9 protein-coding genes are annotated in these 16467 nt (G+C 62.5%); 5 read left to right on the top strand and 4 right to left on the bottom strand.

Features of this window, described 5'->3' with window-relative positions; genetic code table 11:
• Positions 1-26 precede the first annotated feature (26 nt).
• Genes ACRRQW_RS04000 through ACRRQW_RS03990 form a run of 3 tightly spaced genes read left to right on the top strand, consistent with a single transcriptional unit; the run spans position 27 to position 4671 of the window.
• On the top strand, positions 27-2021 hold the full coding sequence (locus ACRRQW_RS04000) for a sensor histidine kinase (RefSeq protein ID WP_438479966.1): 1995 nt from the start codon (positions 27-29) through the stop codon (positions 2019-2021).
• A gap of 4 nt (positions 2022-2025) precedes the next feature.
• Entirely contained in the window at positions 2026-4026 is a 2001-nt protein-coding gene (locus ACRRQW_RS03995; protein WP_438479965.1) for a sensor histidine kinase, read from the top strand.
• 9 nt (positions 4027-4035) lie between these two features.
• Positions 4036-4671 carry a response regulator gene (locus ACRRQW_RS03990; protein WP_438479964.1) on the top strand — a complete coding sequence of 212 codons (636 nt, stop codon included), beginning with the start codon at positions 4036-4038 and terminating at the stop codon, positions 4669-4671.
• 121 nt (positions 4672-4792) lie between these two features.
• Here the strand turns inward: ACRRQW_RS03990 and ACRRQW_RS03985 are convergent, their stop codons facing one another.
• Complete coding sequence (locus ACRRQW_RS03985) at positions 4793-7456, bottom strand: autotransporter-associated beta strand repeat-containing protein (protein ID WP_438479963.1); 2664 nt, start codon at positions 7454-7456, stop codon at positions 4793-4795.
• A 135-nt stretch (positions 7457-7591) separates the two neighbouring features.
• On the opposite strand from ACRRQW_RS03985, the gene ACRRQW_RS03980 reads away from it, so the two are divergent.
• Together ACRRQW_RS03980 and ACRRQW_RS03975 are read left to right on the top strand one after the other, a co-directional pair.
• Complete coding sequence (locus ACRRQW_RS03980; protein ID WP_438479962.1) at positions 7592-8104, top strand: thioredoxin family protein; 513 nt, start codon at positions 7592-7594, stop codon at positions 8102-8104.
• Between the two features lie 70 nt (positions 8105-8174).
• The gene (locus tag ACRRQW_RS03975) at positions 8175-9080 is read left to right on the top strand and encodes a GAF domain-containing DNA-binding protein (protein WP_438479961.1); all 906 of its coding nucleotides are present in this window, start codon (positions 8175-8177) and stop codon (positions 9078-9080) included.
• Between the two features lie 470 nt (positions 9081-9550).
• Here ACRRQW_RS03975 and ACRRQW_RS03970 read toward each other — a convergent pair whose 3' ends face one another.
• The 3 genes from ACRRQW_RS03970 to ACRRQW_RS03960 all read right to left on the bottom strand — a co-directional run bounded on the left by ACRRQW_RS03970 (position 9551) and on the right by ACRRQW_RS03960 (position 16444).
• Entirely contained in the window at positions 9551-12292 is a 2742-nt protein-coding gene (locus ACRRQW_RS03970; protein ID WP_438479960.1) for a beta strand repeat-containing protein, read from the bottom strand.
• 294 nt (positions 12293-12586) lie between these two features.
• Positions 12587-13327 (bottom strand): LytR/AlgR family response regulator transcription factor, encoded by a 741-nt coding sequence (locus ACRRQW_RS03965; protein ID WP_438479959.1) that lies wholly within the window; start codon positions 13325-13327, stop codon positions 12587-12589.
• Between the two features lie 21 nt (positions 13328-13348).
• The gene (locus ACRRQW_RS03960) at positions 13349-16444 is read right to left on the bottom strand and encodes a histidine kinase (RefSeq protein ID WP_438479958.1); all 3096 of its coding nucleotides are present in this window, start codon (positions 16442-16444) and stop codon (positions 13349-13351) included.
• Between the last annotated feature and the right edge of the window lie 23 nt (positions 16445-16467).

Below are 16467 nucleotides of genomic sequence, written 5' to 3'. Positions count from 1 at the left end.
GCGAGCCGCCTTGCCGAAGTGGGCGGATGGAGGTTCCTCGCGCATCCACGTGGCTGCCCATCAGTTGCCTGCTGGTTTTAGTCGCGGCGATGCTCGGCGGCTTGATGCTGGGAGTCGCGGGCGACCGCAAAGGCATGCTGGCGCTGCCGCGTGGGGATTCCACGGTCGAGGTGCTGCCGGATGTGACGGCACAATTCCGTTTTGAAGACGTGCGCGCAAAGCCGGACACCGCGTGGCGCCGTTGGGACGGGAGCGGTTACATCCAATCTTTCTACGGCGAGGCCGTGTGGGTGCGGATCACGTTGCGCAATCCCGGAGCCGACGCGCAGCGCGGTGTGCTGGCCGATGCGGAGTATTACACCGATCGCATCGAAGCGTGGGTGAGAGAGAACGATGGAAATTGGGAAAACTTGCGCGCGGGCGAGTGGGCGCCGATGGCGGAGCGACCGTTGGCGGGGCGCGATGCGGCGTTTCCGATGGAAGTGCCGGCCGGGGGCGAACGTCAGGTAATCCTCCGTTTGCAGGATTATTTCGGCGTGTGGCTGCGGCCGGTGTGGTGGCCCGATGAAGGCGCCTTTGCCTCGGCGCAGTTGCGCGACCTGATCGCGGAGTCGGCTTATTTCGGCATTCTGTTTGCACTCCTGATCTACAACGGCGTTGTGTGGGCGCGGCTGCGGTATCGCGACATCGGCTGGTATCTGGGTTATCTTGGGAGTGTCGCCGCGTTCATGTTTATGGCGCGCGCGCAGCATCAAGTCGCGGGCTGGGCCATCGGTTCGCCGTGGATGGAAATGCCCCTGACGGCGGCGCTGGCGGCGAGCGGTTTTTTTCTGACGCGGTTTGCGGCGACGTTTTTAGAATTGGGCACGCTCGTGCCGCGGGTCGGCCTGGGGGTGCGTTATGCTGGCACGGTCGCGGGAGTGCTGGCGCTCGCCGCGCTGACCATGCCTTGGATGAACAACACGCTCTGGCTGCACCTCGCGGTGGGCGGGGTGGCCACGACGCATGCGTTGCTGCTGGTCGCGGCGATTCTGGCGTGGCGCGCGGGTGCCTATTACGCACGGTTCTTCGTGCTGTCGTTCGGACTGTTGCTGGCGGGCATGCTGCCGACCGCGATCATTTGGTTACTCGCGATTCCGCTCGGGCTGTCGGCGATGTCGATGATGCTCGGATCGGCGCTAGAGATGTTGATGCTTTCGCTCGCCATCGCCGATCGTTTCGCACGATTGCAGCGCGAGAAAATTATCGCGCAAGCCCAGCAGGTGGCGGAAGCCGAGAAGCGTCAGGCGATGCAGGAAGCGTATGCCGACGAACTCGAACATGAGGTGCGCTCCCGCACGCGCGAGCTTGCCGCCGCCAACGCCGACAAGGACCGGATGATGGCCGTGCTCAGCCACGATTTGCGCGGCCCACTCACGGCACTGACATTATCCGCCGAGCAGGCCGGTGCGGCGGCCGCGGCACCTGCGGGGCGCACGGGGTTCGCCGCGGAAGCGGCACAAACGGGACGCGCGCTGTTGTTGTTGCTAGAGGACGTAGTGCTCTGGGCGCGGCTGCGGGCGGGCACGACCCGCGCCACGGCGCAACCTGCGGTCGGAGTGGTGGCGACCGCGGTGGAGCTGCACCGCAACGGCGCGGCGCGGCGTGGAGTGAAATTGGTCGTGGAAGCCGTGCCGGAGTTGCAGCTCCGGGCGGATCTCGTGCCGGTGCAGGCGTTGATGCGAAATTTAATTTTCCACGCGGTGCAGCACGCGGCGTCGCAGGTGGTGGTGCAGGTGACGGCGACGGACCGGCGCGTGCGCATCGCCGTGCGCCATGATGGCATCGACTCGTCAGTCGAAACCTCTGCTGCGGTGAAAGGAGAAGGCGCGGAATTGCGCGGCGGCTTGGGGCTGCGGTTGTGCGCGGAAATCGCGCAGGCGATGCAAACGGACTTGGAAATTTCCGCGCTGTCCGCCGGAGGCACGGAGATCGCGTTCTCTCTGCCGACCGTGGGCGAGAGCACGGAGGGAAATCGCTGATCGCATGACGCCCGCGCGAAAATGGTCACGGTTACCGCTGGTTGGCGTGCTGGCGCCGGCGTTGCTGCTGCTCGGGCTTTTGCTGATCGGTTATCGCAGCGATACCTCGGCGCGGCGCGCGCCGGAAAAGACGGAAGTGTTGCGCACGGATTACACGGGGCATGATCCCAACGTGGTCGCCGCGCTAGGCGACGACGCGTGGCAACCGCTCGGTGCGCCGGCGCTTTTGCAAGGAAGCCCGCCGTTGGTGCGCTGGGTGCGAGTCACGCTCGTGAATCCCGAAGCCAGATCCATGTCGGGCGTCCTCGCGGATGTGGAGCGCTACGCGGATCGCGTGGATTTTTTTCTCGAAGAGGAATCATCGGGCCTGCTTCGCCAAGGCCACGCAGGACTCGGCTGGCGACACTTGCGCTCCGGCGAATGGATTCCTGTCGCAGAAAAAGCGGTGTGGGGCCGCGAAGCGGCTTTCCCCCTGGTGGTGCCGCCGCGCGGGACACGGGTCGTTTATCTGCGTTACGAGGATGGGCTGGCGTTGTGGCTGGAGGTCGGCTGGTGGCCGAAATCGTTGCAGTTTCATGCGGCGGTGGTGCGCGATATCGTGGCGGAAAGTGTTTATTTCGGCGGGCTGCTGGCGTTGCTGATCTACAACGTCGTGCTCTGGCTGCGCGTGCGCCTGCCGCACACCGGCAGCTACCTGCTCTATCTCGCGACGTTCATCGTCCATGTTTTCATGGCGCTCGGGGAAACGGGCTTGCTCGGGTTGCCGCTGGGTTCGCCGGTGTTGGAGGTGACGATGACCGTGCTGCTCGCGACGAGCAGCGCGTGCCTGGCGGCGTTTGCGCGGCGGTTTCTCGAACTCTCCGTCCGCCTGCCGAAAGCAGATCGCGTGGCCCGCGGAGTGAAGGTGCTGATGTTGCTGCTAGCCGTCGTGACCTTGTTCGTGCCGGTGACGGGAGCGAACGCACTTTTCAATCTCGTCGTGCTCGCGAGTGCGCTGGCCCACGTCACGTTGCTCGTGATCGCCGCTGCCGCGTGGCGCGCCGGCGCGGGGCAGGCACGGCATTTCGTGGTGGCGTTCAGTTTTCTGTTCATCGGGCTCGCCCCGTTGCTGGTGGCGTGGGTGCCGGGCATTCCGGTGCAGCTGATCGGGCGCATCGTGATGGCCGGCTCGGCGCTGGAGATGCTGCTGTTGTCGCTCGCGATCGCGGATCGGTTTGCCGTGTTGCAGCAGGAAAAAATCGCGGCACAAACTGCGGCGATGGCCGAGGCGGAGCGCCGGCATGCGATGCAGGAAAATTACGCGGTCGAACTCGAGCAGGAAGTGCGTGAGCGCACGCGCGAATTGGAAAGCGCGAACGGTGACAAAGATCGCATGATGGCCGTGCTCGGTCACGACCTGCGCAGTCCGCTGACGGCGTTGACGCTCGCGGCGGAACAGACGCCGGTGCACGAAAATTTTCCCAGTCAGGCGGCGCAGACTGGTCGTCAGTTACTGCTGTTGCTGGAAGATGTGGTGTTGTGGACGCGGCTGCGCACCGAGTCCGGTCGCGCGGGGGACTTGGCCGGCGCCGGCATCGTCGCGCCGGCGGTGGAGTTGCACCGAGCCATGGCCGCGCAGCGAGGCGTGACGTTGGAGGCGATCGTCGAGACCGGTCTGCGCGTGCGCACTGACTTGGTGCCGGCGCAAACCCTCGTGCGCAATCTCGTGTCGAACGCGGTGAAATCCGCGCGCACGCGCGTGCACGTGCTGGCGCGCGAGGCCGAAGGCGGCGGCGTGCGCGTGAGCGTGCGTGATGATGGCCCGGGATTGCCGGCGGACGCACGCGCCTTGATCGGCGGCCAGTCGGCCGAAAATAATAGTGTGCATCCGTGGGGCTTCGGTCGCGGGCTGGGGCTGCGGTTGTGCGTCGAGATCGCGCGCGCGCTTGGCACGCGTTTGGAAGTTTTCGACGTGCCGGGTGGCGGCACGGAGATTGGATTTACACTGCCGCGGGCGAACCTGTAACGTTTCACCGTGAACACGCCGCGCACGCGCACTTTGTTAGTGGAGGATCAGGGAATGTTTCGTCTCTTCATGGAGCAATGGCTCGCCGCGCATGCGCGTTTCGAATTGGTCGGCTCGGCGAGTTCGGCTGAAGAAGCGCTTGGGATGCTCACGAGCCGGCGGCCTGAACTGATGATCGTGGACCTGCAATTACCCGGCATGGACGGACTCGATTTTGTGCGGGCGGCGCGACAGGCAAGACCGCAGGCCCGGGCGCTGGTGTTTTCGTCGTTGATGGATCCGCTGGCGTTGACGCGCGTGCGGGAGAGCGGCGCGGAAGGCTATTTGGAAAAAGACACCGATCCGGAAAAACTGGAGGAGGCGTTGACGGCGGTGGCGTCGGGGCGGAATTATTTCTCCGCGCGTTTTCTGGAAACGCTGGCGCAGGAGGGCGGCAAGCCGGAAGCGCTGGGAAAGATTTTATCGCGGCGCGAGCAGGAGGTGCTGACAAAAATCATCGAAGGTCTGACGAGTCGCGAGGTCGCGGATTTTTACGGCATTGGCCTGCGCACGGTGGAGTTTCACCGCGCGAACGTCATGGCAAAACTCGGCGCGACGAACACCGCAGAGTTGGTCGCGCAAGCAAGGTTGCGCGGGATGATTTGAGGAAGTGCGAAACGTTGGACTAATTTATCTGGAAATCAGGAACTCAGGAAACGAACCAGCGTAACGATGGTGAAATCGAAAAAAGAGAATCCGGGTTTTTCCTGATTTCCTGAGTTCCTGATTAGATTTTTCGAAGTGAGCGTTTGCGATAAATTACCAATCCCAGCGCGCAGGCGCCCGCGAGAGCGGCATACGTCGATGGCTCGGGGATGGCGGAGGCGGCGGTGAAGTTGAGGAGCAGGTCGCGGTTGCTGTTGCCGAGGGCGAGATTCCACGAGCCGCCGTTCGTGGCGTTGGTGAAACCGCTGGAGTTGATCGTGAACGCGCTGGCGTCGAAGCCGATGATGCCGCCGGTGGTGCTCGCGATGGTGTAGCTGGAATTTACGGTCGAGTTGAAATTGAGCGCGTCGCCGCGAGTGTTGTTCGCGAGGAGTGAGCCGAGGGTGAGCGTGAATTTATTTTCACTCGTCGCGGTAATCGTGAGTGAACCGGAAACGGAAACTAAATCATAGTGGGTGCCGGCGACGCCGGTAGCGTTGTTGATTTCCCACTCGTAATTCGCGCCACCGTTCCACGTTGAGTTTCCGGTGATGCTGAGCGTGCCGGGCGAGTTGCCGGGTGCGAGCGTGCTGCCGGAGTTTAGCGTGAGCGCGCCGATGTTGCCGCTGCCGCCGAGCGCGGCGCCGTTGTTGACGGTGAAAGCGCTCGCGTTGGCGACGCCATTCATGAGCACGGTGCCGGCTTCGATTTGAAGAGGGCCGCTAAATGTGCTCGTGCCGGTGAGCGCGAGCGTGCCGGTGCCGGTTTTCGTGAGTGTGCCCGATCCGAAGAGGCTGCCGTTGGAGGTGAGCGTGGTGGCCGTGGCGGTGTCAAATGTGCCGCCGGTGGCGCCGACGTAGTGGTTTCGATCGGTGGTGAACGAGGCGGTCGTAGCGAGCATGCCGCCGTTGAAGAAGACGCGCGCGCCCTGGCCGAGCGCGCCGTTGGAGCCGACACGCACGGTGCCGCCGCTGAGATAAAGATCGCCGCTAAAGGTGTTGTGGCCGGTGAGGGTGAGCGTGCCGCTGCCAGTTTTGACGAAAGTGCCATCGCTGCCGGAGATGTCCCCTGAGTAAGTCGTGTCGCTGGCTTGCTCGACCGCCAGCACCCACCCGAGACGAATTTCTCCGGAGCCGGAAAGGCCTGCGATGGTTTGCGAGGTGTTGTTGAGTTTCAGGACAGTGTCACTCGCGAGCGCGACGCTCGCGTGGGGGCTGAGCGTGTTGGTGGCATGAGTCTCGAGGGTGCCGGCGTCGATTTGCAGCGTGCCGGTGAAAGTGTTTGCCCCGGACCAATGCATTGTTTCGGCGCCTTGTTTGATGAACGTGCCGGTGCCGGTGAGAGCGCCCGCCCAGTTATTGGCGACGCGGTTGAGGTTGGTGAGCGTCGCGCCGCCAAGGATCACGGTGCTCGCGTCGTTGGTGCCGGTGGTGAAATTGTAGGAGTCGAGATCCCCGACGATTTGGTGGTGGCCCGCGAGGTCGAGGGTGGCGTCATTGTTGAGAAACAAGGCAGAGCTGGCGCTGAGTGCATGGTTGGCGCCGAGGCGCAACGTCCCGCCCGTCACCGTGGTGAAACCGGTGTGCGTGGCCGCGCCGCTGAGCACGAGCGTGCCGCCGCCGGATTTGATGAGTTCACCGCTGCCACTGATCGGGCCGCTCCACGTGGTCGTGCCGGTGCCGTTGAGCGCGGCGGAAACGGCGACTTCGAGTTTGCCCGCGGTGAGGTTCGCGCCGCCGGTGTGACCGATGCCGCCAGCGAGCACGAGCGTGCCAGCGCCTTGTTTAACCAATTGCGCGGAGCCGGAGGTGGTGCCGTTCCAGCTGGCGGTGCCGTCGATAGACACGTTGGCGGTGGCGCCTTGCAGAGCCAACTCACGTGCGGAAGAAATGAAACCGTCGCCAAGAATCAGCGTGGTGTTGTTGGCGAGTGACACGCGCGTATCGCTCGCGCCGAAATTCGCGTCGGTCGACACGACGAGCCTGCCTTCCACGATGTGCGTGCCGCCGGTATGGGAGTTGGTTTGAGTGAGCGTGACGATGCCCGCGCCGGATTTGTTGAAACGACCGTCACCGGTGATCGCGCCATCGATGCTGAGGTCGGCGTCGGCGCGAAGAAGCGTGTCGTGGCCGCTGATGCTGAAGCCACGCAGTGCACCGGCCGCGAGCGTTTGCAGCGTGCCGCCGGCGCTGAGCGCGAGCGCGCCGCTGCCGAGGCTCGCGTCGTCGTGGATTTTTAACCAACCGCCTTCGATTTCCGTGCCGCCGGAGTAAGTGTTGCGCGAATAGTAAGTGCCGTAAGGCGCGAGGACTTGCTGATAAACGAATGAACCGGTCGGATCGAAGAGCAACGAGCCACCTGCGAGCAGGCGGAGTGAGCCAGCGCCTTGGATCGTCCCGCGATATTGCATGTTGTCCGAACCCGCGATGGTCAGCCGTGAACCTTCCGTCAACGTGTAGTCGAAAACAAGGAAGTGAATCCCAATATGGTTATACGAAAACCCGTTGCCGACGTTGCCCGAGACATACCACGGCTCGGTCACTTCCCCGTGAATGGTCTGCCGCAGGTAGCCGAATAACTCGAAGCCACCCGGATCTTCCCCGCAAAAAATGCCATCCTCCGGACTGGGAACGCATTCGTCCCCGCTGTTGATCATGAACTGTGCGCGCGCCGCCGAGGTGAACGCAAGCAGGCCGGCGAATCCAATGAGGCGGAGTGAAAAACGAAGATGACGAAGAAAAGTCATGAGCAGCGGCTAGCAAGGGTGCCGGGTTCCCGCGTGGAAACGCCCAATCGCCCAACGGCATCCTGTGTCGCCCAACGACACTTGCGGGGCCGGCGAGACGTTGCCAGCGGCGACACGCCAAGGTGTTTTCTAGGCATGCGATTTTGGTGTGCGATCATGGTGGGATTACTCGCGTTGAACGCGACGTTCGCGGATGCACCGCGCGCGACGGAATATCCCGAGGTCGGGCCGGACGTGTTTGACTATCAGGCCGACGGAAAAGCGCAGCTCGCAGCGGCGCTGGCCGAGGCGAAGGCAAGCGATCGTCGCGTGTTGGTGATGCTCGGTGCGAACTGGTGCCCGTGGTGTCACCGGCTCGACGCGGTGCTGCGCAACGATCCGGTGCTGCGGGCGCAGGCGGAACGCGACTACGTGATCGTGCGCATCGACGTGAATTGGAAAAGTTACACGCTGCGAAACGCCGAACTGCTCGCGCGTTATCGGCGCGCGCCGCAACGCGGAATTCCCGTGCTGACGTTGCTCGATGCCAACGGCCGCGTGCTCGCAAATCCTGACATCAGCCGGTGGGAAACGAAGGAGCCTAGAGATTACGACGTGGCGAAGCTGCGCGAATTTTTCGCGGTGTGGTCGCCGCATGCCCCGTTATGAGCGAGGGAGGGAAGCTGCAATCCTGCCATTGCGCGCAACGGCCAGGAGGTTTTCCTGCTTCTTTTTCGAAATGACGAAAACCGTCCCTTCCTTGTTGTTTCAGATTGCGCAACGTTTGTTGAGTGCGCCGCTGGCGGATGCACCGTTGGAAGCGTTGCGCGTGATCGGGCCGGCGTTCGATGCCGACCGCGCGTGGTTGATTTTTTTCGACGAGGCGCAGGAAAATTTCTGGGTGGCTTACGAATGGTGTGCGGATGGCGTGCCGGACTTTCTGCCGGATTTCCCCGGTGTGCCGGTGGCGTTGATCGCGCACCCGATGAAGGATTTTTTGAAAGGGCGGGCGGTGGTGCTGTCCGATATCGAAAGGCTGCCGCCTGACGCGCAGAATTTGAAGGAAGAGATGCGGCGCGAGGGTAACCGGGCCACGGCGGGCGCGCCGTTGTTGAGCAACGGCCGGCTCGTCGCGCTGATCGGGCTCGACGACACGCGCAAGCGTCATGCGTGGAGTGCAGCGGAGATGCGGGCGTTGCAGCAACTCGGCGAACTCGTGCTGGCCGCTGCCGCGCGCGCGCGTTTCGTCGAGGCTGGCTCCGGGCCGTGGAGGAATGCCGCGCAGCCCGCGCCGCCGGCGCAATCGGGTGGATGTTACCTGCGGGCGGGCAACTGTCATGTGCAGGTGCGCTGGGAGGAGATTGTTGCGATCAGTGCGGAAGGCGATCACACCCGCGTGCAGTTGCGGACGGGGCGCGAGTTTCTCGAGTTGAAAGCGCTGGCAGTGTGGGAAGCGATGTTACCGAAAGGAAAGTTTGGGCGGGTGCACCGTTCGCACATCGTCGGGTGGGCTCACGTCAGCCGCTTGCGCCGGGTATCGGGCGGCCGCTGGACGCTGGAGTTGGAATCCGGCGAAGAGCCGCTGCCCGTGGGGAGAAATTATCAGGTGTCTGTGCGCAAACACATCAACCTACGCCCGGTGTGATTTTTTATGTGGAAATCAGGAAAGCAGGAAAGGAGCCGATCAAGGCGTGACACGAATTTCACGGATGCTCACGAATGAAAATGCACGGAATAGGTTTTGGGCAATCGGGGATTAAATTTCCTGATTTCCTGAGTTCCAGATTAGATAGGTTGAATTTTTCACCACGAAGCGCACGAAGTTGCTAGGCTTGAGCTCTGTAACTCCGTGCCTTTGTGGTTCAAATCGGCGAATGTGCGCCAAGCGACGAACTGATTTTAATCTGGAAATCAGGAAGGCCGGAAAAAGCCGATGAAGGCGTGACACGAATTTCACGGATGCTCACGAATGAAAATGCACGGAATAGGTTTTGGGGTATTGGCGATTAATTTTCCTGATTTCGTGAATTCCACCTAAGATTTCTCCGGATGATATTTAACCACGAAGGACACGAAGGCTTCAGGTCTCGGCTCTGTTTCTCGGTAGTGCATCCTTCAGAAACCTTTTCCTTTGCGTTTGCGATAGATCGTGAGCCCCAACGCCAGTGCGCCGAAGATGGCGGCGTAGGTGGACGGCTCGGGGATCGCGGCAGCGGCGGCGGTGAAGTTGAGGTTCAAATTGCGGCTGCTGTTGCCGAGAGTAAGCGCCCACACTCCGCCGTTCGTGGCGTTGGTGAAACCGGTGGAGTTGATCGTGAACGCGTCGGCGTCGAAACCGAGGATGCCGCCGGTGGCGCTGGCGATGGTGTAGGTGTAGTTTTGCGCGGCGTTGAAGTTGAGTGCGTCGCCGCTCGTGTTGTTCGCGAGGAGCGAAGCGAGCTTGATCGTAAATTCATTTCCTTGCGTCGCGTTGATCGTGAGCGTGCCGGAAATCGAGAGCAGATCGTAGTTCGTGCCGGCTGCGCTGGGGGCGCTCGGGTTGGCGCTGTTGTTGATTTCCCATTCGTAGCTCGCGCCGCCGTTCCACGTCGTGTTGCCGGCGTTGAGTGTGCCGGGCGAATTGCCCGGCGCGACGCTGCCGCCGAAGTAGAGAGTGAGGGCGCCGACGGTGCCAGAGCCGCTGAGACGTCCGCTACCGGCAACTTCGGTGTGGTTACTCGTGGCGACTGAACCGTTGACGATCAATGTGCCGTCGCCGACGGAAGTGTAGCCGGTGTGACTGCTCGTGCCGGAGAGAGTAAGTGTGCCGGAGCCGGTTTTGGAAAAATTTCCCGTGCCGGTAAAAGCGCCGCTGTAAGCGGTGGAGCTGTTGTTGCCACCGACGATCACGGTGATGGCGGCGTTACTCGCATTGCGCAAATCGACAGTTTGATTGCCTTGCAAACCACCGAGTCGGATCAAGCTGGTGAAAGGATCGAGCCTCAGCGTCGTGCCGGCGTGATTGTGCACGAGCGTGCTGTTGGCGATATCGGTGCGGAGGGTGAGTGTGCCTTCGTTGAGGTAGGTGTTACCGGTGTAAGTGAGGCGTTCGCGCAGTTCGACCGTGCCGCTGCCCGTTTTAGTGAGTGCGCCGCTGCCCGTAAGTCCTGTGGCAATGATGCCCGATTGGACGTTGAAGGCGGTCGCGTTGAACGCGCCGGTGTAGTTTCGGTTCAACGTTCCGGAAACGAGGTTGAGCGCCCCGATCGCGTAAGTGTAGTCGCCGACGGCCACTGTGGTGCCGCCGTTCACGGTAAAATCACCGCTGCCCAGTGCGCCGGCGCTTTGCAGGCGCAACGTGCCGCCATCGACCGAGGTGCCGCCGGTGTGCGTAAGGCTACCGCTGAGGTTCACGGTGCCGTTGCCCGTGAAATTGAGGCTACCGCTGCCGGATGCGCCATTGGCCAAAGAGATCGTCTGACCATTCGTGTTGAGCGTGCCGCCGCCGAGGCCGAGGGTGATGGCGCGGAGATCGTTAAACGCGGCGTTGTAGCGGATGCCGCCGCCGTTGAGCGTAAGCGCGCCGGAGCCGAGGCGTGAATCGGCGTCGATCGCAATGAGGCCGGCGTTGATCGTGGTGCCGCCGGAATAATCGTTGGTGCCGGAAAGCGTGAGCGTGCCGCTCGTGGTTTTGGTGAGCGCGGCCGTGCTGGTAAGATTTGCGCTGATGGTGCCGCTGCGCGCATCGAAGGCGTTGGCAGAAAGCGTGCCGTTTTGCGCGGTGCCGCCGGCGAAGATCGCGGTCGAGGCGCCTTGCGTGGTGCCGCCGAGGTCGAACGTTCCGCCATTGAGCGTGAGATCACCGGTGCCGAGTGTGCCGCTGCCGGAAATGGCGAGCGTGCCGGCGCTGACCGTCGTGCCGCCAGTATAGATGTTGTTACCAGAAAGTGTGAACGTGCCAGTGCCGGTTTTGGTGAGCGCGATATGAAAGAAAGCTTGGTCGTCGGCGTCGTATTGTCGACGAACGGAACCGGAGAAGGTGCTGCTCGAATTATCACTGCCGACGTCGAGCGTGATGATGGTGTCTTCGGGCGCGATTGTGCGCACGACGCCGTCGCCAGAGAGACTGCCGATTGTCAGGGTGCGGTTGCCAGACGCTGCGACCCAGAGTTGGCCGCCGTTGTTCAACTGCACGTGGGCCGAGGAAAGATTGGCGAAGGCTTGGAGCACAGCGCCGGAGTTGACCGTGAGGCTGCCAGCATAACTCAGGTTGCCGGGACTACCGCCGACGTCGGAGTAATCGAGCAACACGCGACCTTTGAAATCACCGAGGCCGGTGTTGGCGCCAGTGAAGGTGAGTGCCCCGGTGCCGGTAATATTGTTGGTGAATCTGATGTAGCCAGCGCTCGCGGAATCGAGCGTGGTGGCGGCGTTGACGGCGAGGGTGCCGTTGTAAGTTTGCGAGCCAGTGCCGGTGCTGCCGACCGTGGCCGCGCCGGTGACGGTGATGTTGTTAGCGACGGCGGTGTCGCCGCTGAGCCGAAGTGCTCCGCCGCTGAGCGTAATGCTCTCGCTGCCAAACGCGTTGTTGTGAGCGCCGACGAGCGTGCCGGCGTCAATCGTCGTGCCTCCGGAGTAAGTGTTGTTGCCTGAAAAATGAAGCTCGCCCGCGCCTTCCTTGCGCACTTGGTCGCCGGAGATGATGCCGTTCTGTGTGGCGGTGCCGCTCGCGATGGTGAAAATCGTGGGCGAGTTGGCAGTGATGTTCGATGTGTTGGTGTCGCCGTTGGTGTAGGTCTGCTGGGCAGAGAGCGACCCGGGCAAGGCGAGGAGGACGCAGGCAAGCGTCGCGATGGAGAGTCGACGGGTGTGGTGCATGGAGGTGGGTGTGATGCGCGGCGCGGCTCACATCTTTTTTTGAGAACGCGCATCGCGCCGCCGCTAACTCAAATTTTTGGCCACAGCACTGCAACGCGTCGGGGGTAAGCGTGCCTTAGGATGGGGCGAGCGTTTGGAACGACACGAATTTCACGAATTGCACAAAAGAAGGCTGCTCTCCGGACAATTCACCAAGGCAAGGTTTTTAATCTGGAAATCAGGAACGCAGGAAAAGGTTGTCTGTTTCGTTCCTGATTTCCTGAGTTCCAGATTAGTTTTCTGGTCTTATGAAAACTAACCCAATCGCCGGCGCAATTCCGGCGAGAGGCGGTGGCTGCAAGTGACGGGTCGTTTCACGCCGCGGAGGTGGAGCGCAGGCGTTTCGCCGTCGGCGTGGTCGATGCGTTCGACTTGGGCGAGATTGACGAGTGCTTGTCGATGCACGCGGGTGAAGTGCGCGCCGGGCAACGACGATTCCCATGACTTCAGTGTGCGGCGCACGAGGAAGTGCGCGCCGTCGGCGACGTAAACGTCGGTGTAGTTGTCGTTGGCGATGACGGCGGCAATTTCCGTGAGGGAAACAAAGCGTGAGCCGCGATCGCTTTTGAGGAAAACGCGATCGTTGGCGGCGAACGGTGCGGTCGTGGATGCTTCTTCGGGCGTGGGTCCAGGTGAAGATGCCGCGTTCGAGTGCGAGACTCGTTTCAGCGCAGTCGCGAGGCGTGCGGGCGACACCGGTTTTAAAACGTAGTCGAGCGCGTTGATCTCGAAGGCGCGCACGGCGAATTGATCGTGTGCGGTGACAAAGATAATTTCCACAGGCGGCACGACATGCGGCACGAGATCGAAGCCGCTGCCGCCGGCGAGTTGGATGTCGAGCAGGACGAGATCGTAGCCGCCGCGAGCCAGCAGCTCACGTGCGGCAGAAATCTTTCCGGCTTCGCCGACGATGCTGACTTCAGGATGCGCCGCGAGCAGCCGGCGGAGTTCGTCGCGGGCGAGCGATTCGTCGTCGATGATGACGGTGCGGAGCATGTTAAAATCGTTCTCGTTCTCTTAATCGTTCTCGTTCTCGGATTGGAGAAATACAAGAGAACGAGTAAGAGATTGAGAACGAGAAAGATTAAGAAATAGCGTGATCGTCACCCAGTCGTCCTTCGCTTCGGTCGTCAGCGTGTGGGCGTCGGGATAATAACGCTTCAGGCGCTGGCGGAGATTTTCGAGGCCGATGCCAGTTGATGGCGCGGTCGCGGTGCCGGGTTCGAGCCACTCGCCGGTGTTGGCGACGGCGAGGACGAGCGCGGTTTGGTTTTCCACGTGAGCGCTGATGCGGAGTTTTAAAATGTCAGGCGAAGTTTGCCGGCCGTGTTTGAGCGCATTCTCAACGAGCGGGAGCAGCAGGAACGGCGGGATAACTTGCGTTGCGGCGGCATCGGCCAGGGCGAACTCGACTTCAAGCGAATCGCGCCAGCGCGTTTTTTCCATGTCGAGGTAGAGCTGGAGCATCGCGAATTCCTCGCTCACGGGCGCAGCATCTTCGTTGCGCGTGAGGGTGACGCGGCACAATTCGGCAAGTTGAGAAACCATATCGCCTGCGGCGGGCGGGCGCGTGAAGACGAGCGCGCGGATGGAGTTGAGGGCGTTGTAGAGGAAATGCGGGTTGAGCTGGTAACGGAGCATTTCGAGGCGCGCTTTTTCCTCGGCGAGTTTGGCGGCGGCAGATTCGTCGCGATCGATCTGGCGCAGGCGCTCGAGTTCGGCGGTGCGCGCGGTGACGGTGGCGGCGAGTTGGGCGTTGCGTTGGCGGAGCGAGCGCGTGCGCGACACGAATACCGCGACGATGAACAAAAGCGTGGCCGCGATATACGCGGCGAAAGCCCAGCGCGTGAGCCACCACGGCGGCATAATTTTAAAGGCCGCCGTCGCGACGGCACTTTCCCGGCCATCGAGCGCGCGGCCTTGCACGTGAAATACGAGTTCGCGGTAGGGCAGGTTAGTAAAATCGCGGAACGTCGTCTCGCTCCACGCACTCCAGTTTTCTTCGAGCCCGGCGAGGCGCGTGCGGTATTCGGTGCGTTGGTTTCCGTGGTAATCGGTTTCGAAACTTGGCGCGGCGAAGGTGAAGCGCAGTTGGTTGGACTGATACGATAACGCGCTGGCGAGATCGACTGACGCATCGGTCGCAGGATCGGTGACGCTGCGCACGAACGCCTGCAGCGCCGGGCGCGGGCGCGGGGGTTGCCAGCTGAGATCGAAGGACACCAAGCCGCCTTGCCCCGCGATCCATAGCGTGTTGGCGCGCACGTCGCGATAAATCGAGTTGGGCACGATGCCGCGCAACGGGCCGCTGGTGACGGGCGCGAACTGCAGGGATTTACTTTCGCCAGAGACAACGCGGCCGAGTTTTTCGTAAGGCGGGCCGGTGAACCACCACAACTCGTCGTCTTCACTCGTGATTGCCATCGCGCCGCTGTCGGGGTCGAGTCCGGCGATGCGGAGATCACGGGTGAAGCGATTCGAAGTCGGATCGAAACGGCGCGTGCCGGCGGCGCTGGTGACGATGATTTCGCCGTCGATACGGGCGATACGTGGGCTGTCACGGCGGCGCGAGGGCGGGAGGCCGTCGGCTTCGGTGAAGTGTTGCGCGGGAATTTTCAAGTCGATCGCACCGCGCAAATCGAGTCGCCAGATGCCGGTGCCGTTGTAGGCCACGGCCCAGAGCTTGCCATCGTTGCCGTCGCGGAAGCGCGTCGCGCCCTCGGGCACGTTCGCGAGGCGGCCGTCGTTGCTCCACCTTTTGCCGTCGAAGCGCAGCAACGTGACGCCGGTGGTGTTGCCGCCGAAATAAAATCCCGCGTGACCGGGCACGGGCGTGATGGTGAGTTGCGAGCCGGGCAGCACGGTGCGCCACGAGTTGTCGGTGGAGATTTCATGAAGCGACGAGCCCGGGCCGTAGAGTTTTCCTTCGGCGGTAAACAACGTGCTGATGCTCGCGCTGAGTCCGGGGATAGCTTGAAAGCGCCCGGCGGATTCGTCGCGCCAGACGACGCCTTCGTTGTGCGCGATGTAGAGGCGGTCATTGAAGCGGCGCAGCAGCCGCGGGCTGCCTGAAAGGCCTTGCGGCACGCCATGGAGCGCGAACGGGCTGTCGAGTTGCACGCGCGTGAGCCCGGAGCGTTGCGCGATCCAGACGCCGCCTTCGGTATCGGTGAAAAGATCTTCGATGCGATTGCTCGCCAGGCCGTGCGCTTCGTCGAACGCGCGCAGCGGCGTGCCGTCGGCGGCGAGCACGCGCAAACCGTCGCGCAGATAGCCGAACACCATCGTGCCATCGGCGAGGAAGGTTGCGGCCTCAGCGGGCTTGTCGCGGAAAAGTTTCTCGCTCGTGGGAGAAATCGGTTCGAGCGGCGTGCTCGCGCCATGCCAACGGAATGGCCCGAGATTGCTGAGGAGGATGTGCATGCCGTTGTCGATCGGACGCGCGGCGAAGACGGAGAGTGCGAGTTTTTCGTCGGGCGATTTTGCGGCCGGTTGAAACGCGTCGCCTTCGAGCCGGAAAATTCCGTCGCGTCCAAGTGAGATGTGCAGCTTATCGTTCTGCCACCAGAGTCCGGTGGGAGTGGCGGGAAATTCCCAGCGTCGCGCGGGCTGGCCATCGCGAAAACGAAACACCGCGCGCACCGCGGTGAAATAAACTCCCTGCGGCGTGGCCAGTGCGCGCGTGACGTTGCCGATGGCGCGGTCGCCGGGCGGAAGTTGCGAGGTGACGGCGGTGACTTGGAATTTGCCCTGCGCGTCGGGCGTGAGCGTGACGATTTCGTCGAGGCTGCCGGCCCAGACTTTGCCGGTGTCGTCGATGGCGAAACTGCGCACCGGCCCGCCGCCGGGAAGTTCGTAGGTGCGCCACGTCGCGCCGTCGAATTCGAGCAGACCGTAGTTATTGCCGACGTAGAGAAACTGGGTGCGCGGGTGCTGCTGGATTTGCCAGTTTACCGGCGCGGCGCCGTAGGTCTCGGGTTGCCACGTGCGCAAAAACGGCGAGCCGGTGAAACGCGGATTCGACGACAGCGAGGTGGTTTCCGCGCCACGCGATGCGAGCGTGAGGAGCGCCAGGCCTGTGCAAAGCGAGAGCGTGAAATGCCGAAACAACACGCGGGCCTTAAAGCGGGAGCGTC

Source organism: Oleiharenicola lentus (genome assembly GCF_051660365.1).
GTDB lineage: Bacteria > Verrucomicrobiota > Verrucomicrobiia > Opitutales > Opitutaceae > Lacunisphaera > Lacunisphaera lenta_A.
The sequence above is the reverse complement of the archived record's forward strand: the minus strand, read 5'-3'. Positions and strand labels throughout refer to the sequence as shown.